This is a genomic window from Ahrensia sp. 13_GOM-1096m (assembly GCF_000620605.1).
In the GTDB taxonomy this organism is placed as follows: domain Bacteria; phylum Pseudomonadota; class Alphaproteobacteria; order Rhizobiales; family Rhizobiaceae; genus Ahrensia; species Ahrensia kielensis.
Genome location: NZ_JIAX01000010.1, coordinates 19,755 through 46,745, shown reverse-complemented (window position 1 = coordinate 46,745; position 26,991 = coordinate 19,755). Strand labels below are relative to the sequence as shown.

Genomic DNA, 26,991 nt, shown 5'->3' with positions numbered 1-26,991 from the left:
ACAAGTTAGCGATTGCTATTTTGTTTATTTTGTACCGAGTGTTTAAACGTTGTCATATCTCAGCGAATTTTATCAGTCAGCCAAAAACGTTGCGAGGCGCGCCATTTGCGATCCTTCAACGCAGTCAGCTATTGAGCAAAAGAAAGCTGATATATCTGCCGATATAACATTGCGTCTTGGCGCGTTGGGTTTTGGAACAGCAAGCGCCGGTATAGGTTTAATTGCTATGCAGGTAGATGCGCCTGTGCTTGTAACAGCAAGCTTTGCATTAGCAGCCAGCAGTATTTTGAGCTTGGTAATGTTAAAACGTAAAGCTGCGCCGCATTATACGTTTCTAGCAAATGGGGCCGTTTGGCTCGCAGCATCAGGCTTTGTGGCAAGCACACATCCAGCCGCCGCAGCCATTATGCTCGCAGCATTGGGCGCAAGCTTTTACAAGGCAGATTTATTGCCGAAGCAAGCCCAAGCATCAAGTGACACTGTTGCACATCAAGAAATGCAAAATACAATTACAGCTGAAACGCCCAGCGAACACTCTATCAATACAAAAGGCGAGGCGATCCATGATTTTTGTATCGGTTCGTTTCATATTAAAGCGGGTGAGCACCTTGCCGAGCGGCTTCACTTAACGGATCGTGTCAGCTTTTTGCGTGCGCTTTCGGACCTTCGCTCTGATACGAACGAGCAAGTGGAAATATCAGTTCGCGCCAATGTAAGCGCTGCGAATAGTGTTCCGCGCTACGAGACGATGGCACTTGTTTTACAAAGAGATGGTGCAAACATTGCTGTGTCGGCAGCCAATGAAATCGCACAACAAGAAACTGAAATCGCAGAGCAAGAAGTTGTATTTGAGCCTGAAGACACAAATGCCAAAGAGCAGAACAATAACCGCTTTTTGACGATTGTGAGCCATGAGTTGCGCACGCCTCTTAATGCGATCATTGGTTTTTCTGATGTGCTGCGCAGTGACATTGGCCGCTCGTTGCCGCAAGAAACACAAGAGGAATATGTCAATCTAATCCATGGTGCAGGCACGCACTTGCTATCATTGGTCAATACGATCCTTGATGTATCAAAATTAGATTCTGGCGCTTATGAAATTCACCGCGACGAGTTTGAATTCGGCGTAACTGCACGCGATTGTATCGCGATGCTTTCCGGTCAGGCCAAGATTAAAAACGTGCAGATTAACGACCGCATAGTTGGCGAGTTAAAACACGTTAATGGCGACCGTCGTGCAATCAAACAGATACTCATCAATTTGCTCTCCAATGCGATAAAATATACGCATGATGGCGGCTTTGTTACCGTTGATGCAGATCACGACAAATCGGGCTTTTGGTTTGAAGTGTCAGATACCGGCATTGGTATGGAAGCACATGAGTTAGAGAAAATCGGCAAGCCATTTGCACAATTGGACAATAGTACAACGCGTAATTGTGAAGGTACTGGTCTTGGTCTCGTTCTTGTGAAAGGTCTTGTTGAGCTGCATGGCGGCACAATGACAATAACCAGCAAGCAGGATGTTGGTACTCGGATTTCTATCCATATTCCGGACCAAGATACAGCTGACAGCAACGCTGAGCAGAACGCTGCCCTTAGCCAGCTTAAAGACATGCTGCCGCATGTGAAATTGAATAGTTTACAGGTAAATAACAAGGAGATCAGCCATGACGCACGCAAGGTTGGATGATCAATTTGATGACGAACCTTACGGTTTATTGGACGCATTGTCAGCGCGGTATGGCCACTTACTTAGCAAGCCGTCCAATATCGCATGGACAGTTGGCGCCGTTGTAACTGTTGGTTTCGTATTCTCGAATGCACTGTTTTTTCAGAGCGGAAAACATCCTGCGGCTATATTTGAAACACGCGTTGTAAGCCAAAATAGCGCGTTGCAAGTTGATGAACTTGATCTGCCGGTTGCACCCAGTGAACCAGATAAAGAAGTGACACGTATTGTTTATGATACGGACACCGAAACGCGCACGCAGTCGTTGCCAAAGCCATTGCCAACAGTCATGCCGCGTCCAGAAATTGCATCTGCAAGTGAAGGTAACGCTTCGCTTGATGTTGAAGATAACGGCAAAAAAGCGCTTGCGGAACTTCAAAAACTGCTAGCTGAGCTTGGATATTATGATGGCGATTTGGATGGTTTGACAGGCCCGAAAACGCGTTCGGCGATTGAAAGCTATAAGGCAAATGTCGGCCTTAAGGGAATTGATCTAAGTTATGATGAGCTAGCACTTAGCGCTCGTAATAACCTTATTGTCACAGCGGCTGTGCCTAAAGCACGACCAAAAGCACCAGCGGTAGAAATTAAAGCTGAACCAAAAGATGAAGTTGCGGCCTATATCCCACCTGCAAAAAAGGTTCAGGATATCTCAACGATGAAGTCTAACACCGTTGCAAAGGTGCAGGCTGGTCTTCGGGCTTTTGGCAATGAAACGGTATCGGTTGACGGCGTACTTGGGTCAAATACACAAAACGCGATAAAAGAGTTTCAAAGCCTATTCCGCTTGCCGACTACCGGTAAGATTGATGAGCAACTCGTCACTAAAATGACGGCCGTTGGCTTGATCAATTAGAATTCAAAATGGCGCGTCTTGCATCATCAATAGTAATTTCAGCTATTACCAGAATGGCTTCGCTGCACCAGGGCGCGGCCTATATTAGGCGGCGCGGTGCGGATGGTGCTGGCGCGATTTTCATCACACTCTATGATGTGGAAACACGCTCTTATTGCCTTTATGAACCAGTGCCGCAATTTGTTGCATCAGATGAAGAACTAGATCGCGATTCACGCGCTTTTTCGCTTCTTGCAGAAGGGCAGACGGATTTCGATCTAAATGAGCGCTTCATACGTGAAGAACGCTTTGACCCAGACTTCTGGGTTGTCGATATTGAGGGCGTATCGGCGCAGGTGCTAAAAGAAACCGTTCTGATTGTTTAGCTTGCAGTCTTTTTTATAAGCTCTGAGCGCGATTGATTGGCAACATTGCTGTAAATTTTCCGAGCCCTTAGATCATCCTGCTGCCATGATTTAACAGTCGCGACTGAAATTGAGTAATCAAGGTTCTCGTATGTTTTAACAAATTGAGCGTGGACATCGTCGCTAAGGTTTGTTTCATGCGCCAAAGATACAAAAACGAGCCAAGCAGTCTGAGTAGACAGCCGTAAATAATGCAGCGCTATTGGCAAATTGCGCGAAGTAAAATCGCTGCAAAGATTACGAACGCTTACAAATTCGAGCGATAAATTATCCACTAATGCAGTGTGAATAAAACTAATGTCGCTTTCTTTGGTGAGCTGTATGAACTCTTCATCAAGGGCCGAATTGATCTGGTGTACGCGAATATTCTTAAACGCCGGAGATACGCTGCCTTCTACAGGCAACGGAATCTGCCGAAGTTCGAGAGCACGATCAATGCGTTCGTCGTTTCGTTCACGTAGATGAAACCGGAGTTTAGGGTCGATATTGCTGCGCCGAGCGATTATGCGCGCATGTTCCAAACCTTTAGCATCAATGATTTCGATCAGATCATCACTCGCTAGAATGCTAGAGGCTAAGAGAAGCGGGTGACAGATAGAGGCGCTGTGATGGCACAATGCGATGATTAATGGTTTTGGAACATTGTTATTTTGCGCAAAAAGGCTACAAATTGTCTTTAGATCGTCTGGCGACAAGCAGTTTTGATATTCCATTAGAAGATCTTGCAACTGTGTTTTTTTAATAGTGCTAGGCCGGTTAAGTGCACAGAAATCACGCACTAATGTTACGACATGATTATGCATAATACCCATACTATTTACTCAATTTACTGTTACTTTACCTAGGGAAAATAGCTTAAAATTGTTAGGATTACGTTAACCAACCAGTGACTAAGCTTACACTGGTCGCAACTCCAAAGATGGAGGCTCACATGAGCAGTATCGTTGCGTTTAAAGAGTTCGAGTTACGAAGATTATCGCGTCAAACCACTCATGTAGAGCAGGGTGATGCAGAGATTATTTTATTCACGGGTGTTCAATATGAGCGAACGGATGTTGTTCCTCCGGAAACTGATGGCACGCCATTAAGAGGCGCTCTTGGCGCCAAGAGAAAACGTAGGCCGTTTTAGGGTTGGAACTTACCTCTGTATATCAATAGCTTGGCATTGAATGGTGCTCAAGTAATCGTCGACGACAGGTTTCCAGCTCGCATCTGGTGAAAATACGCGCAGTAAAACAAAGCCCATATCGGAATCTGTGGGTGCTATTATTGCTTGAGATATTTCATCGGGCGTATTTTCTCTGACAAAACGAAGTTGCTGCTTGTTCGCAATAACAAGATCAACATTTGTGCTATCGGCAATTCGGTCATTTGCGCTGAAAAATACAGTCCCTGACACATCATAGACCGATAATGACCAATAAAGTGGGTGGCCAGAAGCACTGAACCGTGCGGCACCTTCAGATAAATCATAACGGCATAAAGCAGTTTCAAACAGTGGGTCCATGTGAGGATTATGCTGCTCTGTCGATACATCATTTTTAAGAACGACAGTTTCAAAAGGGGCGGCAATAGTCTGTATATAAGCCGCGCTGCTGTTCTCTGATAGCCAAGGAAGCATGAAGATAATTGCAAGATGCAATATAGCGGCACCGATGAGACCGGCGAAAACAGCTAAAATGAACCTACTCATTATCACAGCCTATCGCTTTGATCGTTGGCATTTTTATTTCACTCACGCCCGTCGTGCTCGCAACGCTGGTGTCATAAAGCGTTAAGACGAAACGACGTTCGCCATTTCCCATTTGAGGAATCCAATTTCCTTCAGCGATTTCAGAAGAGATTGAAATTTTAAACGCGTTTTGGCCGTTTCTTAATGTGTTGCCAGAATGAAGGCCGCTTACTGCGCCGCTCTGAGTAAGAATTGGTAATAAGTTTTTATCTGTTATACGCAGTGACCAAACACGCGCAGCAGGTGTTTTGCCTTCTATAACGTAATCACAAGCAGCATCTATTATTTGTTTTTGGTCGTCATGCGCAGCGATGAAAACCAACCCTTCGGCACTGCCAAGAGCTATTTCACCCGTTCGTGCTGCGCTAGCTCTCGCATAAGGGTCAGCGTCCTGTGTGCCCGTTTGGGGGTGAGAAACCCATGCGCCATATTGAAGAGCACCAAACCCTGCAAATTCGCGTGTCATGACATCCGCCGAATAAATGCCGCCCGTGATAGCGATGACAAGCGCGATAAGTATCGGCGTTAACTGCTTAAACATGTTTAGCTTCGCAACCAATCAAGATCATATTCAGGAATAGTCGCCGAGTGCTCATGGTGTAGGACATCATATTCAAATCAATTGCTGGTGCTGGAAATGTTTTGAAGATCACGCTTAAGTGGCGGCGTATTTTCCAGCTTTAAAGTGAGATTCTGTAAGAAATCTGATGTTGCCTTCGAAAGCAAGCGCGGTCGCATCTGTGCTAATTGTTGATCATCTTCAGCGCCAGCCTCTTCTGCAACTTCTGTATCGCTATCTGTTTGGGGCAGGGGAATAGAGTTCTCAACGCCAATGAGCGGTTTAAGTTCGGCCCCTTGTAGAGCGTATGCCATGATACGTTGAAAAGTTTCTGCTGGTAGCCGACCGCCAGTCAATCTGTTGGTCGGTGTATAGTCATCATTGCCGTACCAAACGGCGGCCGTAAAATTGCCTGTATATCCTACAAACCATGCATCACGGTAGGACTGAGTGGTGCCGGTTTTTCCTGCGACACGGAAACCTTCAATTGCGGCGCGGCGCGCTGTACCAAATTCTGTAACACCCACAAGCATGTTGTTCATGGCAATGTCGGCTTCTTCAGATAATACGCGCTCTGTCGTGGGAGGCGTCGCACGTCGATCATAAAGAATTTCGCCATTGGTTGACATGATTTGCGTAAATCCATGTCTAAGCCCTGCAATGCCGCCCGTGGCAAATGTCATATAGCCTGTGGCTTGATCGAGCACCGTCATACCATGCGTGCCTAGAACCATCGTATGGTGGCCGCTGATTTCAGATTCGACACCCATCTTGTGAGCAAGATCGACGACGGGCTGCGTGCCACCAATATAATCACGTGTGAGCCGAACCGGCACTGTGTTTATTGAACGAGCAAGTGCGTTGGCAAGGGTGATCGAACCGGAATAACTCCGGTTATAATTCTGCGGTGACCATCCGCGCCAAGTAATGGGCTCGTCTCTTACAATACTTTCAGGCTTCAAGCCTGTTTCTAAGGCTGCTGCATATACAAATGGTTTGAACGAGGAGCCAACTTGTCTTTCGGCGCGCGTTGCGCGGTTGAATTGACTAAGCCCGTAATCGCGCCCGCCAACAAGCGCGCGCACAGCACCATTGTTTTCAATCAAAACAGCTGCAGATTCAGTAACATTATATTCGCGGCCATTTTGCCGAAGGTAGAACTCTATAGATTCCTCGGACGCATGTTGAAGATTAAGATCAACAGTGGTTCGCACAATCACGGACCGCGACGGAATTTTGTTATCGATGATGAATTTCTTCACCTCATCGAAAGCCCAATCGAGAAAATAGTCAGGGCTATCAGCATCATTTCGAATGACCACGTCAGCCGGGTTGCGCCTCGCGCCGGTAACCTGGCCTTCGGTTAAAAACTCTGCCTGAACCATATTGGTCAGAACTTCATTGGCGCGTGCACGCGCAGCAGGCAAGTTCACATGCGGTGCGTATTTTGCAGGCGCTTTGAACAGACCAGCCAAAATAGCAGATTCCGCTAATGTGAGATCACGTGCATTTTTGTCGAAGTAAAACTCAGTGGCAGCCGCGACGCCAAATGTACCGCCGCCCATATAAGCGCGATCTAAATATAGTTTTAAAATCTCATCCTTGCTAAGGTTTGATTCCAGCCATAGCGCAAGAAAGGCTTCTTTGATTTTTCTGTCGAGAGTTCGCTCGTTCGTTAAAAACAGGTTTTTAGCAAGCTGCTGCGAAAGTGTTGAACCGCCTTGTACAACTGAATTTGCGCGCACATTTTCAGTCATCGCGCGGGCAAGGCCTAAGAAATCCAGTCCATAATGTTGAAAAAAGCGCCTGTCTTCCGTAGCTAAAACGGCTTTGATTAAATGGTCTGGCAGCTCTTCAATAGGAATAGCTTCGGAATGAAGAATGCCCCGTTGACCGATCTCATTGCCGTAACGGTCAAGGAACGTCACCGCAAAATCATTGCGGTCCATCCAGTTGGATGAAATTTCATCGGCTGCGGGTAGAGCAAGCATAAGCATGACGATCAAGCCGCCCATGCCGAGGGTAAAGCCTTCGCCAGCTAATTCGAAAAAAACGCGTTTGGCACCGTAAGGGCGAAAGCGTCGAAAGAAAATTGTTATATCTTCCCAAATTTCACCAGCTGCGAATTTACCCTCATAAAGGGTTGAATCGATCCACGCATCAATTTCCAAAAGGAAAGATGATTTCTTGTAAGGCTTTGCCTTTGTATGTGGATCATTATCCAGTGGATTATTCATAGTCGCATATGCCCCGACCGCGCACCCAATAGTGCGTTACACCATCTGTTTTGCCCGATTTCGCAACAGGCAACAAGAGGCGACATTAATCGCGGTTAACTTCAGGATCGACTGTATCATTTTTAAGCTCATCAAGACGGCCTTCACGCGCTTTAAAGTAATATTGGCTCGCAATGAGATAGCCTTTGAGCGGGCGCATGGGTAGCAAGCATGCCAATATGAGAAACGGCGCAGTTAAAAGTGCATTGAGCCAATAGGGTGCACCAGCGGAGACTTCCAGCCATACCGAAAAGCCTGCTACAGGCACGACTGCTATACAAATTGCAAAAAATGCAGGCCCATCACCAGCGTCAGCAAAGCCATAATCAAGGTCGCAGACATTACATTTATCGGCAATGCCTAAAAAACCTGAGAATAATTTGCCGCTGCCGCAGCGTGGGCATTTTCCCAGCATTCCACTGTGTTCTGGTTTAAGCGGCGGGTATTGGTCATCAATAGACATAAATGATCTCGATTTAAATAATTTCAAAAGTTAGGAATATATTCTTGACAGCGTGACGGTTGCGATGTATTGTCATGACATAATCACGGAATTGCGTCGATGAGCCGGTTGTAAAAGCAGCCGGCTTTTTGATGACATATACGTTCGAAAGTTGAGGACATGGAACCAAAGCTTATTCAAGCATTGCTGGATGGTCTTCGGAACCAGGCAAAAATGCTTTTGGAGATGAACCCGCAAGGTGAGCCTTTTACGAAAGCTGCCATAGACAATCTTCAATCCACATTGAAGGTTGTTGAGAAGCTAGAAGACTTTGCTCAGAAGCAGGATGGTGATGACATTGAACGGCCTGATGAAGAAACTGCAATTAAAAATGTACTGATTGAGATTGAAGAAAGGATTGAACAGCTCGCAAGGAAACGTGCCGATGCAATCCTACTTGAAAATGACATCTCTTGCGACTGTCAAAAAAGTCGCAGCGAGCTCGACACTCAATCTGCGCCAATCTCAAAGACCGCCTAACGACAGTAACTGGCGTACATGGCTGTTATTGGGTGGGCGTGGGTCCGGCAAAACGCGGGCGGGAAGTGCGTGGGTGCACGCTATTGCGACTGGCCTATTGAGGGTCGCACCAACTGGGCCGATTGCTTTGGTTGGTGAAACATTTGCCGATATTCGTGAGGTTATGATTGAGGGACCAGCTGGTATTTGTGCAAACGCACCTTATGAAAGGCCGCGTTATGAACCGACAAGAAGACGCCTGCTTTGGCCAAACGGTATTGTAGCAGAAGCATATTCTGCACATGACCCAGAGCGGCTGCGCGGACCACAATTTTCTGCAGCCTGGTGTGATGAGATAGGTTGTTCTGCAATTCATTGCGGCGCAAACCAACCCAATGCTTTCATTGATAAGAATTCGAGTGAAACCAAGTTACCTTATTTTTCAAATGGTAGCCGTGACGATGATGTTCAACGTGCTTTTTTAAGCGCGCACCATAATCATTGGACGTCAGGTGTCGCCGCTAATCCGCGATCAACTTTAACAAACAAGCTTATGGTTGATCCTGAAAGGCTTTATGTTTGGACATGGGATGCAAGACCGCTACCGGCATTCCCGCTGAATGTTAATGTGTGGGGAGACGGCGAAAACTGGTTGCGTGGTCACTGGATGAATGGCCGGTTTGGAGCTGCCGTTGCTGCAGAGCTCATTACAGCTATTTTCAATGATCACGGTTTACCACACCCCAAAACAGACACTTTAAATGGCTCTATTACGGGGATGGTTTTATCAACGCCTGCAAGTGTGCGTGCAACGATAGAGCCGTTGCTTAAATTGTTTGGCGGCATAGCTAGTGATGCAGATGACCTATGTTTTTCAAGCATTGATGCTTATCAAACGCATATTCTTGACCGCGAAACAATTGTTCTTGATGGCAACGAGCCAATTATCGAGCGAACATTATCTCAGGTCAGTGAGCTGCCAAACGAGGTGCAGATTGGGTTTCGAGACCAACTCCAAGATTATCAGGCGCGAACAAGCTATTCGCGGCGAAGAGAGCATACAGCAGACCGCCAAGTCGTTTTAGATGTTCCTGCGATCTTGGATGCAAATGAAGCGCGTAAATTTGCTGATAGAATTTTGTCAAACGCTTGGTCCGGCCGTGAAACAATCAAATTTGGTCTGCCCTTATCAAATTGCGCATTGAGTACGGGGGATGTGATCGCATTTGATGATGCTCCCGATCAGCATTTCATTATTGAGCAAATCACCCTCAGTGATTTCATGGCCATAGAAGCACGCTCAATCTCAAAACCAAGGCAGGTTCCTGTTTTGCCAACATTGCCCGGTGGCCAAGAGATTGCAGCGTTTTATGGTGCATTTGGCGGCCCACCTGAATTGGCGGTGCTTGATTTGCCGTTGATAAGTGGGGCGTCTGAAAATGAGCAGTTGCGTGTCGCATCTTTAAGTTCGCCAGAACGTGCTCAAAATATTTTCGCGAGCGCAACGACGCAAGGGTTCGATTTGCGCGGTGTTATTGAACAGAACGCAACGATTGCTACATTGGCTACACCTCTTATACCTGCCGCTTCAGGCAGGTTTGATTATGCCAATACAATCGATGTCGATTTAAGAAACGGAGAGTTGGAGAGCATTGATATGCTGTCACTATTCGCTGGTCGAAACCTTGCTGCGGTTGAAGTCGCGAATGGAGATTGGGAGGTTTTGCAATTTGCCAATGCTGAGGAAATCAGCACTGATACTTGGCGACTATCTGCGCTTTTGCGCGGGCAAGGGGGCACAGAAGACTTCTCATCATACGGTGCGAACATCGGTGCAAAATTCATACTTCTTAATGATGCTGTTACGCCATTAGGGCTAAAGGATGCAGAGATTGGTAGTGTTCTGAATTTCCGTATTGGTGAGGCCGGTAAAGATTTTTCCGACCGTTATTACAGTACATTTAGCGCAGAAGGCGGTCTGCGTGCTCTAAAGCCACTATCCCCCGTTCATATTTGTGCAAGCCGCTTAGAAGACAATGACATTTTGATCAAATGGCTTCGCCGTGGCCGCACCAATGCTGACAGTTGGCTTGGTTTGGATATACCGCTTGGCGAAGCGTTTGAGCGTTACAAAATCGATATTTTGGATAATGCCCAAGTCATCCTCGGCAGCTTTGAAACCAGCCAACCGGATTTTCTTCTTACAGCCACCATGGCGAACGACATGTTCGGTGAACAACCAACATCGCTGTCGGTGCGTATCGCACAACTCAGCCAAAGAGTGGGCGAGGGTATCCCTGCATTTGCTCATATCGAGATCACTTAAATCATCAAACCGAAAGGAACAAACATGAACGAGAATAAACCTTGGTACCTATCAAAAACGATTTGGGCAGCCTTAGTCAGCATTATAGCAACGCTAGCCGCTTTCTTTGGCATCACAATTGATGATGGCCTGCGCGAGAGCTTAAGCAGCGGGCTTTTGCAGTTGGTAACAGCCATTGCAGGTATTATTACAATCTTTGGCCGGGTTTCTGCTTCCGCAAAAATTTCGTAAATAAATTGACGTGCGTGCGTTCATGTCCCATTCAGACAGATAATTGTATATGTGGTGTCATGATGAGAAAATTATTTAAACATACCATGTCAGCCGCACTCTTTTTGAGTGCCATGAGCTATTCAGCGCATAATGCGCAAGCAATAGAACTTGCCGCAGACAATTGTTTTGCGGCAGGACAGCAATATGCAGCACGACAAGCTTCAACACTTGTTGCTGCCGAGGCTACAACACAAGGTGGCCAGAACGTGTGTAAGGTCGTTATTCTTACACAAGCGAATAATGGTGAACGGCCTAAGCGGGAAGTCGCTTATATTCCGCAATAATAGCACCTTGAGTGTGCTCTAGATTTCATCTTTGATGATGAACAACAAGAGAATCATTACGGGGGAGCTTTATGCGCATTCTGGTTGTCGAAGACGATGCTGATCTAAACCGCCAACTTAAGCAGGCGCTAGAGGATGCCGGATATGTCGTTGATACGGCTAGTGATGGTGAAGAGGGGCATTATCTAGGTGATACAGAGCCCTATGATTGTGTCGTTCTCGATATAGGTCTGCCCCAAATGGACGGCATTAGCGTTTTGCAGCGCTGGCGTGAAGATGGCCGTTCAATGCCTGTCTTAATTTTGACCGCGCGTGACCGCTGGAGTGACAAAGTATCTGGCATCGATGCTGGTGCTGATGATTATGTCACCAAACCTTTCCATATTGAAGAGATCTTAGCGCGGGTAAGGGCTCTTATCCGGCGTGCAGCAGGTCATGCTTCCTCAGAATTGCGGTGTGGTCCACTAAGCGTTGATGTGAAAGCATCAAAGGCGGTTGTCGATGGGGTAACCCTAAAACTCACATCCCATGAATTTCGGTTGCTATCTTATTTAATTCATCACCAGTCCGAAGTCGTGTCACGCACCGAATTGACTGAACATATGTACGATCAGGATTTTGATCGCGACTCCAATACTGTTGAAGTGTTCGTTGGGCGTTTGCGCAAGAAACTAGGACATAATTTGATTGAGACCGTAAGGGGGCTTGGTTATCGGATGGCCGATCCCTCATCGAAAGAAACCAAGGACTTGAAATAGGCATGAAAGCCTTTTCGCTCACACGCAGGGTTACCATTCTATCCAGCGCGTGGACCGTGCTGGCTATTGTAATCTTAGGCTGGCTATTGTTGGCGCAGTTTAAAGCGGGTGCAGAAAGAAACTTTTCCGAGCTGCAGCAAGCACAACTTTTCTCGTTAATTGGTGCCGTTGATATTAACGAAAATGGTAATCTTACCGGCGCGCCTAACCTTGGCGAAAACAGTTTTCTAGCACCTGAATCAGGCTGGTTCTGGCGCGTTGAAATTATCGGCGACACACCCAATAATGCTCTTGCTTCACCATCGCTTAGTGGCTTTACCTTTCCACGTGCTGATTTGAACAGCGTCCCTTATGATAATCAGTTTGTTCGTACATATTTTGTGAATGGACCAAAGAAACTTAAAATTCGCGTCAAAGAATCAGAAATTGATCTGGGCGAAGGGCGCATTGCGTTGTTTCAAGTTGGCGGCAATCAAAGCGAATTCGAACGCGGAATTCGTGACTTCGCACTGAATGCTGCCGGCTTATTGAGTGCTTTTGGCTTGGGCGTCGTTGTCATAAATGTGCTGGTCATTTTGTTTGGTTTAAAGCCGCTTGATCGCATTCGTATTGCTCTCGGAGAAATCCGTGATGGACGCGCCGATAAGCTCAGCGGCGATTTTCCGACAGAGCTGGAGCCTATGATTTCCGAGATGAATACGCTCGTTGAGAACAATAAACGCATTGTTGAGCGAGCAAGAACACAAGTCGGCAATCTTGCTCATTCTCTTAAAACACCCATTGCGGTGCTTCAAAATGAAGGCCGCTCCGACACGCCCGTTTCTTCGCAGATTGTGAGAACGCAAGCCGCATCAATGCAGATTCAGGTTGATCACTACCTAAACCGTGCGCGCATCGCAGCCCAGCAAGGCAGTTTGACGTTCCGCACTGACATTATTCAAGCAATTGAGCGCATGGCCAAAGTCATGCGAAAACTTAATCCTGATTTGGCAATCAAAGTAGACATAAGCGCTGATCAGTTATTGTTTGCTGGTGAAAAAGAGGATTTTGAAGAAATTCTTGGAAACCTTGTTGAAAATGCATGTAAATGGGCCTCTGGAAAAGTTTTAATAAGCGCTCGCTTGGATGCGCGTAATGATACAGAGCGGCCTTGGATTATACTTAGCGTGGAAGATGATGGTGAAGGAATTCCGCAGGATGGTTATGAAAAAGCGCTCAAGCGGGGACAGCGCTTAGATGAAAAAGTACCAGGTACAGGGTTAGGACTTTCGATCGTTAATGATACGGCTATCGCTTATGGCGGCGATGTTGTGCTTGGGAAAAGCGACCTTGGTGGGCTGCAAGTATTTGTACATTTGCCCGCTGTAAACAGTAATTAGGCCACATTGTTGTCACGTAACATTTGTCATAGAGAAGAATAAGATAGTAATGAAGTTTGGGTATTTGATAAATATGACATCGCTTCGACAATCATCAGTATTGGGTAGTGTGGCGCTTTTGATGGCGCTTGCGGGCTGCACCTCTACTGGGTTGAATACATCGCTAACGCCTTCTATTTTGCCTCAAAAGACAAAGGTGCTGGCTTCCGGTGAGTTAATTGCGGCTTTGGATGGCGGCTTGATCACGCGCTTAAAGGGCAATGAAGTTGTGCGCGGCGATAAATCCACAGCCCTTCAAAACGAGTATCTTGCACTTGAATATACGGCGCCCGGCGAGGCAGTGCTATGGCAAGGTAAAACGCTTTCTGGGCGCATCGTGCCTTCGCAGCCCTATAGGGTCGGTTCGCAAGACTGCCGCCAATATGAACATACTGTGGTTGATCGCGGTGTGGAATCATCGGTCAAAGGAACGGCATGCCGAAATGAGGGTGGTAGTTGGTCGCTCTTGAGCTGATTGTTACCAGCCGCATTTCACGGCATCTTTGTCGCACCTAGTCGAATTTACTTGGTATTTTGAACGACGAGTGCATATCTGCAGCCATGATTTTCTGGATTTTAATTACTGTACTAACGCTTACTGTTTTGATTCTGGCTTTTTGGCCTGCTTTTTCACAAGCAAACCAAGGCGACAATGTCGATAATCAGGTCGCTGATTTCGAGCATGATATTGCGGTTTATAAGGATCAGCTAACAGAGCTAGATTTGGAACTGGCGAGCGGCGTTTTCTCTAAAGATGATGCAAAGCAGGCACGTGTTGAAATTGTCCGGCGGCTTTTAGCGGCTGAAGACAAGCTGGGGTCTAAAAAAACAGATACGCATATGCGGCGTGATCATGTCTTCGGTAATCGCATTCTAGGCGCTGTGGCGATTATCTTTATACCGGGCTTATCGCTGCTGATGTATACCTCACTTGGCTCCCCAACGATAAAAGCGCAGCCGCTGGCTGCTCGCCTTGAGATGATAAAAAAAGCGGAAGCAGAATCAACAAAAGAAAACAAACAGCTGATACAGCTTGTTGAACGTGCAGAAAAACACTTGGCGGAAAATCCGGAAGATGGCCGCGGCTGGGATGTGCTAGCGCCTGTGTATTTTCGTTTGGGGCAGGGCGCAAAGGCAGCTGATGCCTATCGCAGCGCTATTCGGCTGTTGGGCGAAAGCGCACCGCGACTTGCTGGCTTAGGCGAAGTGTTGTCGGCACAAGCTGGCGGTGCTGTGACAGCTGAAGCCGAAGCGCATTTTCAAAAAGCTGTGACGCTAGAGCCTTCAAATGGCCGTGCATTATATTATATTGGGTTGAGAAATGCTCAAGCGGGACGTCCAGATGATGCTGCCCGTCAATGGAACCTCATTGTGAATAATGAAAACATTGATGGAAATTGGCGCGTCGTCGCTGCACAAAGCATGGCACGTTTGGCAGGGCAAAAAGCCATTGATCTGCCCGGACCAGACAAGCAGGCAGTCGAAGACGCCGAGCAGATGAATGAAGTAGATCGGCAAGAAATGATTGCCGGTATGGTCGAGCAACTCGATAGCCGCCTTGAAAGTAATGTCGGCACGGTTGAAGAGTGGCAACGATTGATCCGCGCGCGCATGGTCTTAAATCAAAGAGATGAAGCTGTTGCAGCCGTGAAGCGTGCTATAGCTGCCTTTGCAGACGAGCCGCAAAAGCAATTACAAATTCAGTCTTTTGCAAAAGATATTGGTTTGAAAGAAATACAATAAGGGCGGAAGAAAATGTCAATGACACGTAAACAAAAGCGTTCAATTGTTATCTTTGGTGCCTTGGGCACATTGGCTGTTGCCGTTGCACTCGTGCTGACGGCGCTGAGTGAACAAGTGACATTTTTCCGCACACCTTCGGATTTAGTAAATGTCATACCGAATGAAAGTTCACGTGTGCGCCTTGGCGGCGTTGTCGTTGAAGGTTCAGTCGATAGCTCCTCGGGCGATGGTGTGACATTCGCAGTGGAGGATGCAAATGCAGCGTTGAAAGTGCGTTATGCAGGCATCTTGCCGGATTTATTTCGTGAAGGACAGGGCATCGTGGCCGAAGGTATCATGGGCCCCGATGGTACATTTTCTGCTGATACCGTTCTTGCCAAGCATGATGAAACATACATGCCACGAGAAGTCGCAGATAGCTTGAAAGAGCAGGGCTACTGGAAGGGTGATGAGACACAATGATTGTTGAACTTGGACATTATGCTCTTGTTCTGGCCTTTGCTTTAGCATTGGCACAAATGATATTGCCTTATGCTGGGCTGCGTAGTGGTGATCGTCGATTTATCGCCATTGCTCCATCCTTATCGATTGCGACTTTTCTGACAATTGCCTTTGCGTTTGGCGCCTTGACTTGGGCCTATGTTACGTCTGATTTTTCGGTCAAGAATGTGTGGGAAAACTCCTATTCTGCGAAACCTTTGCTTTATAAATTTACGGGCGTTTGGGGCAACCATGAAGGCTCGATGCTGCTTTGGGTGCTAATTCTTGCTCTTTTTGGTGCATTGGTCGCCTTGTTTGGTAATAATTTGCCTGCCCGTTTGAAAGCGGGTGTCTTGGCAACGCAAGGCGCGATTACCGTTGCGTTTACGGCATTTCTTCTTTTGACCTCAAACCCGTTTATTCGCTTGGTGCCTGCACCCATTGAAGGGCAAGACCTCAATCCGATTTTGCAAGATATTGGTTTGGCTATCCATCCGCCATTGCTTTACCTTGGTTATGTTGGATTTTCGATCTGCTTTTCATTTGCGATAACGGCCTTGATTGAAGGCCGCATTGATGCAGCTTGGGCACGTTGGGTTCGCCCTTGGACTTTAACCGCATGGCTCTTTTTAACTGCCGGAATCGCTATGGGCTCATATTGGGCTTATTACGAATTGGGTTGGGGCGGCTGGTGGTTCTGGGACCCCGTTGAAAACGCATCCTTCATGCCTTGGCTCGTCGGTACAGCACTTCTCCATTCAGCATTGGTTATGGAAAAGCGTGAAGCACTAAAAGTATGGACAATTCTGTTGTCTATCCTTGCGTTCTCATTCTCGCTTTTGGGCACTTTCCTAGTTCGCTCTGGCGTTTTGACATCCGTTCATTCCTTCGCCAATGACCCATCGCGGGGATTGTTTATCTTATTCATTCTTATCGCCTTTATCGGCGGTGCATTAGTGCTTTTTGCCATGCGTGCTTCGACGCTAAAGAATGGCGGCATGTTTCATCCGATCTCACGTGAAGGCGCGCTTGTTTTAAACAATCTGTTTTTGACAACGGCTGCAGCAACCGTATTGGTCGGCACGCTGTATCCTCTTTTGGTTGAAGCGGTCTCCGGTGAGAAAATCTCTGTCGGCGCGCCATACTTCAACATGACATTCGCACCGCTGATGATCCCTCTGCTGATCGCCGTTCCTTTTGGACCGTTTCTGGCTTGGAAGCGGGGTAATCTTTATGGAGCGTTTGAAAGGCTCTGGGTTGCTGGCGGACTATCGCTGTTCGCTGCCCTCGTGTTTGCCTATGTCATATATGGAGCACCAATTTTGGCTGTTTTAGCCTTTGCAATGGCATTCTGGTTGATCTTTGGTGCGCTTGCCGACCTTTGGGCAAAAGCAGGTTTGCCGAAAGCAAAACCAAACGTCGCTTGGGCGCGCCTTAAAGGATTGCCGCGTTCGGCATGGGGAGGCGCATTAGCGCATGCTGGCGTTGGTATAACAACGCTTGGCATTGTTGCCGTCACAACATTTGAAGATGAAACCGTTTTGCGTATGGCGTCGGGGCAAACAACTCAATTTGTTGGCTTTGACATGAAGTTCGAAGAACTCAAAGCCTATCAGGGCCCCAACTACACCTTTGAACAAGCCGTGTTTACGGTAATGCGAAACGGCAAAATTGTTGGTGAGGTTAAACCGGAAAAACGCATTTATACGGCAAGCGGCCAGCCGACAACTGAAGCCGGTATCTTAACGAGCGCATTCAATCAGTTCTATGTGTCATTGGGCGATAAAGCAGAAGGTAGCGATGAAATTGTCGTGCGTATTTGGTGGAAGCCGATGATTACGCTGATTTGGTTGGGCTGCCTCATGATGACTATTGCGGGCGTCATTTCTCTTTCTGATCGCCGATTGCGCATCGGTGCACCTGTTGCTGCTAAGCTGCGCCAAAAGCCAATGTCGCAAAGCTCATCGGGGGCGGCTGAATGATTATCCGCTTTCTATTAAGTTGCGTCTTGGCGCTATTATTGTCTGCTGCGCCAGCTTTTGCCGTTAATCCAGACGAAATTCTAGGCAACCCACAGCTTGAGCAAAGAGCGCGTGACATTTCAGCAAATCTTCGTTGTCTTGTTTGCCAAAATCAATCCATCGACGATTCAGATGCAGAGCTTGCACGCGATTTACGTGTCATCGTGCGCGAGCGCTTGGTATCGGGCGATACAGACGCGCAGGTGATGGATTATGTTGTCGATCGCTATGGTGAGTTCGTTTTGCTAAGGCCTGCATTCTCTGCGCGTAATATTCTCTTATGGGGCACACCCATATTTGTATTAATCTTGGGCGCGATTGCCGCTTTCGCCTATAGCAGGCGGTATAGTTCTAGCGCCAGCGGGCCAGTCTCGCTTACTCATGAAGAAGAAGAACGCCTTAACAAACTTTTGGGCGACGAAGACGATAAATAACTGCTCTCAAAAGTTTGAGGTGTAGGTTACTGTAACTGTCGCTAATATACCGAAAGTTCAAACTGAGGTGTATTATGGCTACTGAGAAACGCGAATTTAAATCTATATCTGGTGAAATGCTTGCTGCACGATTTGATCGACCAGATGGCAAGATTCGCGGTTATGCGCTTTTTGCGCATTGTTTCACTTGCACAAAAGATATTCTCGCTGCACGGCGTATCGCCACACATCTTGCGCGTCTTGGCGTTGCAGTACTGCGATTTGACTTTACTGGCCTTGGTTCCAGTCAAGGTGAGTTTGCCAATACTAGTTTTGCATCCAATGTCGAAGATTTGGTCAAAGCGGCAGAATATATGCGCGAACAGGGAGAAGCACCGTCCATACTGATAGGACATTCCTTGGGTGGTGCGGCGGTATTAGCAGCAGCAACAGAAATTCCAGATATTAAAGGCGTTGTCACAATTGGCGCACCTGCCGATGCCGAACATGTGCTCCATATGTTTGATGAAAAAATATCGGAAATCGAAGAAAACGGTGTGGCAGAGGTCTTTCTTGCCGGGCGAAAAATGAAGATTGGTAAGGGGTTTATAGAAGCTGCGCGTGATACAAAATTGCTGGATAAAGTAGCAAAAATAAGAGCCTCGCTGCTGGTTATGCATTCACCCATCGACCAGACCGTAGGTGTTGATAATGCGACACGAATTTTTGTGGCCGCAAAACATCCCAAATCTTTCATATCTCTTGATCGTGCGGATCATCTTCTATCGGTTGAAGAAGATGCAGAGTTTGCATCTGAAATGATCTCGGCGTGGGCAACAAAATTATTGCCTAAAGATGCACCGCAAGGTGTGGCCGAAATCGAACATATACGTGTCAAAGAAACGCGTGACAGCAAATTTCAAAATACGGTTCAGGCAGGCAGTCACCGATTTTTCGCTGATGAACCCCAATCGGTTGGCGGTGCTGATTCTGGCCCAAGCCCTTATGATTTGTTGGGGGCAGCACTTGGTGCTTGCACGTCAATGACATTGCGCATGTATGCTGATTTCAAAAAGCTGGACCTTGGTGCCGTGACCGTCGATGTCAGTCATAAAAAAGTTCATTTTAAAGACTGTCAGGAATGCACGCAAAATGAACAGCAAAAATCAGGCAAAGTAGATCGCTTTGAACGTCATATTTCGGTAGAGGGAGAAATCTCCCCTGAAATAGCGGATAAAATTGTCGAAATTGCCAATAAATGCCCAGTTCATAAGACTTTGGAGCAAGGTGCAAAAATTATAACAAAGGTCATTTAAGCAGCCGCTATATGAATAAATATGGCTGAATGATGGTGCTAATATTACAGTTATTTCATGCTTTGGAAAGGTTGCCGCAATGTGAGACTCGATATCAATGACCATACAAGGAGCGTGAAAGTTCGCATTCTTTGACTGGATCAACACCTGACCTCCAGCAGGTATATTCGAGGAATTACAATGCAAAAAGTTACAAAACGTCTTTCTCAAACTGCAATGGCTCTTGCCGTCATCGGCGCAGGCTTTACGGGCTATACGGCTTCTTCAATTATGCCTGCTTATGCTGATGCCGTGGATGTTCAAACGGCAGCAGTGCCAGGATTTGCCGATGTTGTGGATGCTGTGTCTCCGGCCGTCGTATCTGTCCGTGTAAAGTCAAATATTCGCCCTGTCGCTAGCCAAGGCGGAGACTTCCAATTCAATCCGCGCGGCAACTTTGAAGACCAACTGCGCCGCTTTTTCGAAGATAGAAGCGGTAATGCGCGTCCGAACCGTCAACGCCGCTCTGAGCGCTTTGAGGAAGCCCGCCCAATTGGGCAGGGTTCAGGTTTCTTCATTTCCGAAGATGGTTTTCTCGTTACCAATAATCACGTCGTTGAAGGTGGAACAGAATTTACTGTTCTCATGGATGACGGAACCGAACTTGATGCGACGTTAATTGGCAAAGACCAACGCACCGATTTGGCCGTGCTAAAAGTCGATGACGACCGCGAATTCACATATGTAGATTTTGCCGATGAAAACGATGTGCGCATTGGCGATTGGGTTGTGGCTGTTGGCAATCCGTTTGGCCTTGGCGGCACAGTAACCGCTGGCATATTATCAGCAAGAGGCCGTGATATTGGCGCTGGTCCATATGATGATTTCTTGCAAATCGATGCTGCAGTTAACCGCGGTAACTCGGGCGGACCAACTTTCAATCTTTCTGGACAAGTTGTTGGTATCAACACTGCAATCTATTCGCCGTCAGGCGGTAATGTTGGTATTGCCTTTGCTGTACCCGCTACTCTTGCAAAAGAAGTCATTTCTGACCTGATGAAAGGTGGCTCCGTTGAGCGTGGATGGCTAGGCGTTGCGATACAGCCCGTAACCGCAGATATAGCTGAGTCACTGGGGCTTGATGGTCAAGCTGGCGCGTTGGTATCCCAGCCGCAAAAAGGTGCTCCGGCGGAAGCCGCAGGCATTCGTGCAGGCGATATCATTACTGAAGTCAACGGCACGGAAATCAAAGACCCACGCACACTTTCCAAAATGATTGCAGCTATTGATCCAGGCTCAGATGTTGAAATCAAAATCTTGCGAAGCGGCAAGGAAAAAACCATCAATCTAAAGCTTGGTGAGCTTCCGGTCGACGTTGCAGATTCTGGTTCCAATGCTGAAGTACAGCCAACGGCAATGGAAGACCTCGGCCTTACGGTGATGAAGAATGATCAAGGCGATGGCATTCTGGTCACTTCGGTTGAGCCAGGGTCAAGTGCCTCTGATGTCGGCATTCGTGCGGGTGATATTATTTCCGAGGTGAATAATGAGCCTGTAAGTTCTGCACGCGATATCGAAGCGCAATTAGAAACTGCCAAAAAAGACGGCCGAAAAGCTGCATTGCTTAGACTTGAAAATGAAAGTCGCAGCCGTTTCGTCGCTGTCCAGATAGGTTGATTAACCTTCTAAACTCACAAGTTCCGGCTGGTACATCAAGTATCAATTTTTAGCCGTGAACGTTGCGGCAGCAAGGCCCTTACTTGCTGCCGCATTTTTACTTTTCTCTTTGGCTTGGCATTGTTAAACATGAGTATGAAATTTCTTATTATTGAAGATGATGTCGAAGCTGCAAAGTATTTACGGCACGCTTTAGACGAGGCGGGACATGTCGCTGACTTGGCCCATAACGGCATTGATGGTTTCGCTTTGGCGGACCACGGTGGCTATGATGCGTTGGTTGTCGACCGTATGATGCCCAAACGCGATGGCCTTTCTGTGGTTGCTGAACTGCGTGAGAATGGCGACAATACGCCTGTTCTGATCTTGTCAGCGCTCGGTGAGGTGGATGACCGTGTCACTGGCCTTCGTGCTGGCGGCGATGATTATCTCACCAAGCCTTATGCTTTTTCAGAATTGCTTGCACGATTAGAAGCATTGGTAAGGCGAGGCAGTACCAGCGATAACCAATCGCAATACCAAGTTGGTGATTTGGTGCTTGATCGTTTGTCACGCGATGTAAAACGCGCTGACCAATCCATCCTTTTGCAGCCGCGTGAATTCCGCCTTTTAGAGTATCTGATGCGAAATGCAGGGCAAGTCGTCACCCGCACGATGCTATTAGAGCACGTATGGGACTATCATTTTGACCCTCAGACAAACGTCATCGACGTTCACATTTCAAGGTTGCGCGGCAAGATTGAAAAAGGTTTCGAGAAACCTCTTTTGCACACGATCCGTGGTGCAGGTTATGTGATGCGCGCCTAATGCTATGTAAATTTTCCTCTATGATGAAAACAACCGCAGCGCGGCTATCTGCGCTTTACCTGCTGTTGTTTTCCTTATGCGCAATCTTTCTTGTTTTTTACATGACACATTTGGCTGGTGGCTTTTTAGTCAACCAAACAAAAGTGTCTTTGGATCAAGAATTGCAAAGCCTCAACCGTGTTTATAACCGTGGTGGAATACGGTTATTGGTACGAGAAATTGATCGGCGCTCGCGTCGGCCAGATGCTTTTGTTTATTTGATTTCAGATCAAGAAAGCCGGTTTCTTGCGGGCAATATTGCTAAAATAGATGCTGGGGTTTTAAAGAGCGAAGGTTACACATCCAAGCCATTTCGTTACACTCGCATTGGTGAGCAGGATGAAGAGCTTGATGATGATGACGCACCACGCGCAATCGGCCAACGCATCAAGTTTCCAAATGGACTGACAATCCTTGTTGGTCGTGATTTGGGCGAGCCAGATCGCTTTAGAAAAATTATTCGAAGCTCACTTGGTCTTGCTCTTGGCATGATGGGTGTGGGCGGTTTATTGATATGGTTCTTTGTCGGGCGCCGTGCATTGCGCCGGATTGATAGCGTATCGCAAGCAAGTGCACATATTGTTGGCGGCGATTTAAGCAAACGATTGCCTGTCTCAACGGCGAACGATGAGTTCGACCGCTTGTCTGTTAGTCTCAATGCTATGCTAGGCCGTATTGAGAAGTTGAACAGCGGTTTACGTGAAGTTTCAGACAATATTGCGCATGATTTAAAAACGCCTCTAACACGGCTTCGCAATCGCGCTGAGGCGGCTTTGCGTAGCGGTAAATCGGACGAGGATTACCGTGATGCATTAAACGATATGATCGCTGAATCAGATCAACTCATCCAGCTGTTCAATGCGATGCTGCTGATATCTCGCGTAGAAGCAGGATATTCCAAGCATAATGAAACGGAACTTCAGCTAACAGAAATAGCAGAAGGTGTTGCTGAACTTTACGAACCTTTGGTGGATGAGTTCGGCGGCAAGCTCGTATCTTCTATTGATAACAATCTAATGGTCGTGGGCAATCGCCAATTGATAGGGCAGGCACTGACAAATCTCGTCGACAATGCGGTAAAATATGGTCGCAGCGAAGATACAGTTATTTCCATATATGGACGGCGTTCTGAGGACCAAAAAAGCGCTGTCTTGATTATCGAGGACAATGGGCTAGGCATTCCACCTGAGAATCGTGAACGTGCACTACAGCGTTTTGTTCGTTTGGATGAGAGCCGTTCGGAACCAGGGTCTGGCCTCGGCCTTAGCCTTGTTGCTGCGATTATGGACATGCATAAAGGCACGTTTGTCTTAGAAGATGCAGAGCCCGGATTGCGCGCAGTTCTGACATTTCCAATTCAAAAGACAACTGCTAAGACCTAAGTAAAATAGGTCGAGGTTTGATTTGAGCGCTTCTGAAAAATGGTTTGATAAAACGCCTGCACGTCTGTTCTTTTCTGATGTGCAGGCAATCACTGATGCTAAGGCAACACTGCTTGCAGCTGCACAAAATGCAGGAGCAGATAGGCTCGCTTCATCAATTGAAAACAAAGATGACGCACTTTCAGATTTTCTAGCGAAGATCATGTGCCTTTCGCCTTTTCTGCGAGGCGGCATTTTGAATTTCGCAGGCAGTTTGGAAGTCTTGTTCGATCAAGGTTTGAACAAGCGTATTCAGAGCCTTATTGATGAGGCGCTCCAACTTGGCTCAACGGACGATATGAGCGAAGCGGAGCTGATGACGCGGCTGCGAAAGCTCAAGCACGAAGCCCATATGCTGATTGCACTTGGGGATTTGGCGCAGTGCCACAATGTTGCGAACACAACGAATTTCTTATCGCAGCTCGCTGAAAACTGCTTAACATCTGCAGTCAATTGGTTGCTCAAATCAACAGCGCAAAGCGGCAAGATTAACATTAATGACTTGCAAGATCCGTCCAAAGACTGCGGCCTTGTTATTCTCGGCATGGGCAAGCTTGGCGGCCGTGAGCTAAATTATTCATCCGATATTGATATTGTTATTTACTTCGATCTTGATGCAAAAGGTTTGCAATTTGCCGAAGGGCAAGATCCAACCGAAGTGATGAGCCGTTTTGTGCGGCGTCTTGTGCGCATTATGCAAGAGCGCACGGGTGATGGGTATGTTTTCCGTACTGATTTGAGATTGCGCCCTGATCCTGGAGCAACACCCTTGGCTATCAATGTTGAGGCAGCGCTTAATTATTATGAGAGCAGGGGCCAAAACTGGGAGCGCGCTGCGTTCATAAAAGCCCGTTCAGTCGCAGGCGATCATCAAGCTTCCACACGTTTTCTAAGCGAGCTTAAGCCCTTCATTTGGCGCAAATATCTTGATTACGCAGCGATTTCTGACGTGCAGTCGATTAAGCGTCAGATACATGCGCACAAAGGGCATGGAAAGATTGCCGTGCATGGCCATAATTTAAAACTTGGCCGCGGCGGAATACGTGAAATTGAGTTTTTCGTACAAACGCAGCAATTGATTGCTGGCGGGCGCGCTGAGAGTCTGCGGCACCGTGAAACGGTTGAAATGCTAAACCGCCTCACAGATGAGCATTGGATTGATGCTGATGTGCGCGACGAGATGACGGCGGCCTACAGCTTTTTGCGCCGTGCTGAACATGCTGTTCAAATGGTCGCTGATGAGCAGACACATGACTTGCCGCAAAGCGATGAAGACCTAGCCGTCATTGCTGGCTTGTTGGGTATTGATGGCGTTGCCGCATTCAGCGCCGAATTAATGGCGCATTTGAAAATTGTTGAGAAACATTTCGGCGATTTGTTCGAAGATGGTCAAACATTAAGCGGCCCTGCAGGAAACCTTGTCTTCACTGGCGGCGACCCAGACCCAGACACTTTGACTAATTTACATGCAATGGGTTTTGAGCGTGCGATAGATATTTGGAATATCATTCGCACGTGGCATTTTGGGCGTTATCGCTCTTTATCGTCAGTCAAAGCGCGCGAGCAACTCACTGTGCTCGTACCAAATCTGCTAGATAGCTTTGCACAATTTGGCCAAGCTGATGAAACGCTGATTAAGTTCGATAAGCTTCTGGCGGGCCTGCCTGCTGGTGTGCAGCTATTGTCGATGCTTAATTCTAACCGGCAATTGCTTGGGCTCATGTCTAAGATTTTGTCGTCGGCGCCGCGCCTTGCCAATATTGTCACAGCGCGTCCGCTCATTTTTGACGGCATGTTGGAGCCAGCCTTTTTTGAGCGCATGCCTGATCATTCAGAGCTTCAGGAGCGCCTGAACTTCTTTGTCGGTGAGGGCAGAGTATATGAAGATGTACTGGACCGCTTACGTATTTTTGCAGCAGAACAACGCTTCCTGATTGGTGTGCGTATGCTGACGGGATCGATTGATCCTGAAACGACTGCCAAAGCACTGTCGGCGCTTGCCGATATGTTGCTGGAAAAAGCTCTCATTGCTGTAACCGATGAAGTTGAGGCCAAGCATGGCACAATTGAAGGTGCGTCCATGTGCTTAGTCGCTCTTGGAAAGCTTGGCAGCAAAGAGATGACGGCTGGCAGCGATGTTGACCTGATGTTGATATATGATGCGCCCGATGAATTGGCTGAAAGCAATGGCGAAAAACCATTGGCACCATCGCAATATTTCGCGCGCCTCACGCAGCGGCTCATAGCCGCCTTGTCTGCACCTACTGCGGAGGGTGTGCTTTATGAAGTTGACTTCCGCTTGCGGCCATCTGGCAATAAAGGGCCGCTCGCGACGTCTCTTAAAGCTTTTTCCAAATATCAACGCGATGATGCTTGGACGTGGGAGCATATGGCGCTGACACGGGCACGCCCTGTTTGCGGCGATACGCAGCTCATGGAACGGTTTTCGGCCGAGCGAAGTGCAATTATTTGTATTGAGCGTGACCGCGTTAAAACCATTGCTGATATCGGTTCAATGCGACTTCGCTTGCAAAAAGAAAAGCCTGCAAAGTCAATATGGAATTTGAAAATGGTTGCGGGCGGTATCGTCGATATTGAGTTTTTAACGCAATATTGGATGCTCACTGACTTACCAAATTGTAAGGGTGATTTAACGAACCGTAATTTGAATACTCATGGTGCAAGCGATATTCTGAAACTGCTTGATGAAGAAATCATTGCTGAAAATGACAGGAAAGAGCTGATCGCAGCTTTGGACATTTACAGTAAGATTAGCCAATTGATTGCGCTATGTTCGGCGGAGAAATTTGATCCGCAAAACGCAACCAAAGGTCTAATAGAAGAATTATGTGCGGCGACAAATATGCCGGATATCATTCAACTGGAAGCCCATCTTCAAGAGCATACTCGCGCTGTTCGATCCATTTTCGAACGGTACATTCCTTTGGAGTAGTCCTGATAAAAGTGCAGGCATGCCAACTCCATTGGGTTCAATTATTATGCATGGAGAATAAAATGTCTGCATTTAAAAAAACAACAATCGCACTCTTGAGTGTTGCAGTAATCGCTGGTTCTGTCACAGCTTCATTCGCCGAAAAACGTGGCGGAGATCGTGGCGGCGAGCGTGGAGCAATGCGCTTTGAACAAATGGATGCTAATAGCGACGGAAAGCTAGATTTAGCCGAATTCTATGCGCCACTTATCGAAAAATTTGATGAACTCGACACGGATAAAAACGGTATTGTTACCAAAGCCGAAATCGAAGCGCTCAAAACAGAGAAAAAAGGCGAGAAGCGCCGCGCTATGGGAATAATCAAGCGCTTTGACCTTGATGGCAATGAAGAAGTCACGCGCCAAGAAGTGGAAAACCGTCAACAGAAGGTTTTTGCACTGATGGACAAAAACGATGATGGCTTTGCCACAATGGAAGAAATGCCAAAACATGGCAAAAACAAAGGTCATCATAAAGGCAAGAAAGATCGCGGCGATCGCGGCTAATTCTGCCTAAACTTTTGA

26 protein-coding genes are annotated in these 26,991 nt (G+C 47.2%); 21 read left to right on the top strand and 5 right to left on the bottom strand.

Annotation, left to right across the window (positions count from 1 at the left end):
- The first annotated feature begins 49 nt into the window (after window positions 1–49).
- Genes N530_RS18555 through N530_RS0106410 form a run of 3 tightly spaced genes read left to right on the top strand, consistent with a single transcriptional unit; the run spans window position 50 to window position 2,953 of the window.
- A complete protein-coding gene (locus N530_RS18555; protein ID WP_051540796.1) occupies window positions 50–1,693 on the top strand; it encodes a HAMP domain-containing sensor histidine kinase in 1,644 nt (547 codons plus the stop codon).
- Window positions 1,671–2,588, top strand: coding sequence for a peptidoglycan-binding protein (locus tag N530_RS0106415; protein ID WP_026480023.1), 918 nt, complete (start codon window positions 1,671–1,673; stop codon window positions 2,586–2,588). The genes N530_RS18555 and N530_RS0106415 overlap by 23 nt, the downstream gene beginning before the upstream one ends.
- 8 nt (window positions 2,589–2,596) lie before the next feature.
- Window positions 2,597–2,953: a DUF1491 family protein gene (locus N530_RS0106410; RefSeq protein ID WP_051540795.1), complete on the top strand. Its 357-nt coding sequence runs from the start codon at window positions 2,597–2,599 to the stop codon at window positions 2,951–2,953.
- Here N530_RS0106410 and N530_RS0106405 read toward each other — a convergent pair.
- Window positions 2,950–3,705: a hypothetical protein gene (locus N530_RS0106405; RefSeq protein WP_155851939.1), complete on the bottom strand. Its 756-nt coding sequence runs from the start codon at window positions 3,703–3,705 to the stop codon at window positions 2,950–2,952. The two genes, N530_RS0106410 and N530_RS0106405, sit on opposite strands and share 4 nt — an antisense overlap.
- 218 nt (window positions 3,706–3,923) lie before the next feature.
- Between N530_RS0106405 and N530_RS0106400 the strand changes: the two genes are divergently transcribed.
- Window positions 3,924–4,121 carry a hypothetical protein gene (locus N530_RS0106400; RefSeq protein WP_026480020.1) on the top strand — a complete coding sequence of 66 codons (198 nt, stop codon included), beginning with the start codon at window positions 3,924–3,926 and terminating at the stop codon, window positions 4,119–4,121.
- A 9-nt stretch (window positions 4,122–4,130) separates the two neighbouring features.
- Here N530_RS0106400 and N530_RS0106395 read toward each other — a convergent pair whose 3' ends face one another.
- From N530_RS0106395 to N530_RS0106380, 4 genes are all read right to left on the bottom strand, one after another.
- The gene (locus N530_RS0106395; protein ID WP_026480019.1) at window positions 4,131–4,685 is read right to left on the bottom strand and encodes a DUF1254 domain-containing protein; all 555 of its coding nucleotides are present in this window, start codon (window positions 4,683–4,685) and stop codon (window positions 4,131–4,133) included.
- Entirely contained in the window at window positions 4,678–5,265 is a 588-nt protein-coding gene (locus N530_RS0106390; protein ID WP_026480018.1) for a DUF1214 domain-containing protein, read from the bottom strand. The genes N530_RS0106395 and N530_RS0106390 overlap by 8 nt, the downstream gene beginning before the upstream one ends.
- Window positions 5,266–5,342: 77 nt before the next feature.
- Window positions 5,343–7,520, bottom strand: coding sequence for a transglycosylase domain-containing protein (locus tag N530_RS0106385; RefSeq protein ID WP_026480017.1), 2,178 nt, complete (start codon window positions 7,518–7,520; stop codon window positions 5,343–5,345).
- Between the two features lie 85 nt (window positions 7,521–7,605).
- Window positions 7,606–8,022 (bottom strand): DUF983 domain-containing protein, encoded by a 417-nt coding sequence (locus tag N530_RS0106380; RefSeq protein WP_026480016.1) that lies wholly within the window; start codon window positions 8,020–8,022, stop codon window positions 7,606–7,608.
- A gap of 159 nt (window positions 8,023–8,181) precedes the next feature.
- Here N530_RS0106380 and N530_RS0106375 point away from each other — a divergent pair, with 159 nt between their 5' ends.
- The 17 genes from N530_RS0106375 to N530_RS0106295 all read left to right on the top strand — a co-directional run bounded on the left by N530_RS0106375 (window position 8,182) and on the right by N530_RS0106295 (window position 26,973).
- A complete protein-coding gene (locus tag N530_RS0106375) occupies window positions 8,182–8,541 on the top strand; it encodes a hypothetical protein (protein WP_026480015.1) in 360 nt (119 codons plus the stop codon).
- Window positions 8,465–10,846 carry a glycoside hydrolase TIM-barrel-like domain-containing protein gene (locus N530_RS17510; protein WP_247869176.1) on the top strand — a complete coding sequence of 794 codons (2,382 nt, stop codon included), beginning with the start codon at window positions 8,465–8,467 and terminating at the stop codon, window positions 10,844–10,846. The genes N530_RS0106375 and N530_RS17510 overlap by 77 nt, the downstream gene beginning before the upstream one ends.
- 24 nt (window positions 10,847–10,870) lie before the next feature.
- Window positions 10,871–11,077, top strand: a complete 207-nt coding sequence (locus N530_RS0106365) for a hypothetical protein (protein ID WP_026480014.1) — start codon at window positions 10,871–10,873, stop codon at window positions 11,075–11,077.
- A gap of 59 nt (window positions 11,078–11,136) precedes the next feature.
- Window positions 11,137–11,403: a hypothetical protein gene (locus tag N530_RS0106360; protein ID WP_162150939.1), complete on the top strand. Its 267-nt coding sequence runs from the start codon at window positions 11,137–11,139 to the stop codon at window positions 11,401–11,403.
- Window positions 11,404–11,474: 71 nt separating this feature from the next.
- Window positions 11,475–12,161, top strand: coding sequence for a response regulator transcription factor (locus tag N530_RS0106355; RefSeq protein WP_018687362.1), 687 nt, complete (start codon window positions 11,475–11,477; stop codon window positions 12,159–12,161).
- Between the two features lie 2 nt (window positions 12,162–12,163).
- The gene (locus tag N530_RS0106350) at window positions 12,164–13,540 is read left to right on the top strand and encodes an ATP-binding protein (RefSeq protein ID WP_035266553.1); all 1,377 of its coding nucleotides are present in this window, start codon (window positions 12,164–12,166) and stop codon (window positions 13,538–13,540) included.
- 73 nt (window positions 13,541–13,613) lie between these two features.
- Window positions 13,614–14,054 (top strand): hypothetical protein, encoded by a 441-nt coding sequence (locus N530_RS0106345; RefSeq protein ID WP_026480011.1) that lies wholly within the window; start codon window positions 13,614–13,616, stop codon window positions 14,052–14,054.
- An 86-nt stretch (window positions 14,055–14,140) separates the two neighbouring features.
- Window positions 14,141–15,322, top strand: coding sequence for a c-type cytochrome biogenesis protein CcmI (gene ccmI / locus N530_RS17505; RefSeq protein WP_035266552.1), 1,182 nt, complete (start codon window positions 14,141–14,143; stop codon window positions 15,320–15,322).
- An 18-nt stretch (window positions 15,323–15,340) separates the two neighbouring features.
- Complete coding sequence (ccmE, locus tag N530_RS0106335) at window positions 15,341–15,784, top strand: cytochrome c maturation protein CcmE (protein ID WP_026317100.1); 444 nt, start codon at window positions 15,341–15,343, stop codon at window positions 15,782–15,784.
- The gene (locus N530_RS0106330; RefSeq protein WP_026480010.1) at window positions 15,781–17,784 is read left to right on the top strand and encodes a heme lyase CcmF/NrfE family subunit; all 2,004 of its coding nucleotides are present in this window, start codon (window positions 15,781–15,783) and stop codon (window positions 17,782–17,784) included. The genes ccmE and N530_RS0106330 overlap by 4 nt, the downstream gene beginning before the upstream one ends.
- Window positions 17,781–18,257 (top strand): cytochrome c-type biogenesis protein, encoded by a 477-nt coding sequence (locus tag N530_RS0106325; RefSeq protein ID WP_026480009.1) that lies wholly within the window; start codon window positions 17,781–17,783, stop codon window positions 18,255–18,257. Before N530_RS0106330 ends, N530_RS0106325 begins: the two co-directional genes overlap by 4 nt.
- 74 nt (window positions 18,258–18,331) lie before the next feature.
- Window positions 18,332–19,552, top strand: coding sequence for a bifunctional alpha/beta hydrolase/OsmC family protein (locus N530_RS0106320; protein ID WP_026480008.1), 1,221 nt, complete (start codon window positions 18,332–18,334; stop codon window positions 19,550–19,552).
- 180 nt (window positions 19,553–19,732) lie between these two features.
- Window positions 19,733–21,208, top strand: a complete 1,476-nt coding sequence (locus N530_RS0106315; protein ID WP_035266551.1) for a Do family serine endopeptidase — start codon at window positions 19,733–19,735, stop codon at window positions 21,206–21,208.
- A gap of 135 nt (window positions 21,209–21,343) precedes the next feature.
- Window positions 21,344–22,015 carry a response regulator transcription factor gene (locus N530_RS0106310; RefSeq protein WP_026480006.1) on the top strand — a complete coding sequence of 224 codons (672 nt, stop codon included), beginning with the start codon at window positions 21,344–21,346 and terminating at the stop codon, window positions 22,013–22,015.
- The gene (locus N530_RS0106305) at window positions 22,015–23,436 is read left to right on the top strand and encodes an ATP-binding protein (RefSeq protein ID WP_026480005.1); all 1,422 of its coding nucleotides are present in this window, start codon (window positions 22,015–22,017) and stop codon (window positions 23,434–23,436) included. The genes N530_RS0106310 and N530_RS0106305 overlap by 1 nt, the downstream gene beginning before the upstream one ends.
- A 22-nt stretch (window positions 23,437–23,458) precedes the next feature.
- Window positions 23,459–26,428, top strand: a complete 2,970-nt coding sequence (locus N530_RS0106300; protein WP_026480004.1) for a bifunctional [glutamine synthetase] adenylyltransferase/[glutamine synthetase]-adenylyl-L-tyrosine phosphorylase — start codon at window positions 23,459–23,461, stop codon at window positions 26,426–26,428.
- A gap of 62 nt (window positions 26,429–26,490) precedes the next feature.
- Window positions 26,491–26,973: an EF-hand domain-containing protein gene (locus N530_RS0106295; protein WP_026480003.1), complete on the top strand. Its 483-nt coding sequence runs from the start codon at window positions 26,491–26,493 to the stop codon at window positions 26,971–26,973.
- The last annotated feature ends 18 nt before the right edge of the window (window positions 26,974–26,991 follow it).

What these genes read in the sequence shown, in the direction of transcription:
- N530_RS0106415 (WP_026480023.1), top strand. Translation starts at nt 1,671, where the DNA reads ATGACGCACGCAAGGTTGGATGATCAATTTGATGACGAACCTTACGGT.
- N530_RS0106410 (WP_051540795.1), top strand. Translation starts at nt 2,597, where the DNA reads ATGGCGCGTCTTGCATCATCAATAGTAATTTCAGCTATTACCAGAATG.
- N530_RS0106405 (WP_155851939.1), bottom strand. Translation starts at nt 3,705, where the DNA reads ATGGAATATCAAAACTGCTTGTCGCCAGACGATCTAAAGACAATTTGT.
- N530_RS0106400 (WP_026480020.1), top strand. Translation starts at nt 3,924, where the DNA reads ATGAGCAGTATCGTTGCGTTTAAAGAGTTCGAGTTACGAAGATTATCG.
- N530_RS0106395 (WP_026480019.1), bottom strand. Translation starts at nt 4,685, where the DNA reads ATGAGTAGGTTCATTTTAGCTGTTTTCGCCGGTCTCATCGGTGCCGCT.
- N530_RS0106390 (WP_026480018.1), bottom strand. Translation starts at nt 5,265, where the DNA reads ATGTTTAAGCAGTTAACGCCGATACTTATCGCGCTTGTCATCGCTATC.
- N530_RS0106385 (WP_026480017.1), bottom strand. Translation starts at nt 7,520, where the DNA reads ATGAATAATCCACTGGATAATGATCCACATACAAAGGCAAAGCCTTAC.
- N530_RS0106380 (WP_026480016.1), bottom strand. Translation starts at nt 8,022, where the DNA reads ATGTCTATTGATGACCAATACCCGCCGCTTAAACCAGAACACAGTGGA.
- N530_RS0106375 (WP_026480015.1), top strand. Translation starts at nt 8,182, where the DNA reads ATGGAACCAAAGCTTATTCAAGCATTGCTGGATGGTCTTCGGAACCAG.
- N530_RS17510 (WP_247869176.1), top strand. Translation starts at nt 8,465, where the DNA reads ATGACATCTCTTGCGACTGTCAAAAAAGTCGCAGCGAGCTCGACACTC.
- N530_RS0106365 (WP_026480014.1), top strand. Translation starts at nt 10,871, where the DNA reads ATGAACGAGAATAAACCTTGGTACCTATCAAAAACGATTTGGGCAGCC.
- N530_RS0106360 (WP_162150939.1), top strand. Translation starts at nt 11,137, where the DNA reads ATGATGAGAAAATTATTTAAACATACCATGTCAGCCGCACTCTTTTTG.
- N530_RS0106355 (WP_018687362.1), top strand. Translation starts at nt 11,475, where the DNA reads ATGCGCATTCTGGTTGTCGAAGACGATGCTGATCTAAACCGCCAACTT.
- N530_RS0106350 (WP_035266553.1), top strand. Translation starts at nt 12,164, where the DNA reads ATGAAAGCCTTTTCGCTCACACGCAGGGTTACCATTCTATCCAGCGCG.
- N530_RS0106345 (WP_026480011.1), top strand. Translation starts at nt 13,614, where the DNA reads ATGACATCGCTTCGACAATCATCAGTATTGGGTAGTGTGGCGCTTTTG.
- ccmI (WP_035266552.1), top strand. Translation starts at nt 14,141, where the DNA reads ATGATTTTCTGGATTTTAATTACTGTACTAACGCTTACTGTTTTGATT.
- ccmE (WP_026317100.1), top strand. Translation starts at nt 15,341, where the DNA reads ATGACACGTAAACAAAAGCGTTCAATTGTTATCTTTGGTGCCTTGGGC.
- N530_RS0106330 (WP_026480010.1), top strand. Translation starts at nt 15,781, where the DNA reads ATGATTGTTGAACTTGGACATTATGCTCTTGTTCTGGCCTTTGCTTTA.
- N530_RS0106325 (WP_026480009.1), top strand. Translation starts at nt 17,781, where the DNA reads ATGATTATCCGCTTTCTATTAAGTTGCGTCTTGGCGCTATTATTGTCT.
- N530_RS0106320 (WP_026480008.1), top strand. Translation starts at nt 18,332, where the DNA reads ATGGCTACTGAGAAACGCGAATTTAAATCTATATCTGGTGAAATGCTT.
- N530_RS0106315 (WP_035266551.1), top strand. Translation starts at nt 19,733, where the DNA reads ATGCAAAAAGTTACAAAACGTCTTTCTCAAACTGCAATGGCTCTTGCC.
- N530_RS0106310 (WP_026480006.1), top strand. Translation starts at nt 21,344, where the DNA reads ATGAAATTTCTTATTATTGAAGATGATGTCGAAGCTGCAAAGTATTTA.
- N530_RS0106305 (WP_026480005.1), top strand. Translation starts at nt 22,015, where the DNA reads ATGCTATGTAAATTTTCCTCTATGATGAAAACAACCGCAGCGCGGCTA.
- N530_RS0106295 (WP_026480003.1), top strand. Translation starts at nt 26,491, where the DNA reads ATGTCTGCATTTAAAAAAACAACAATCGCACTCTTGAGTGTTGCAGTA.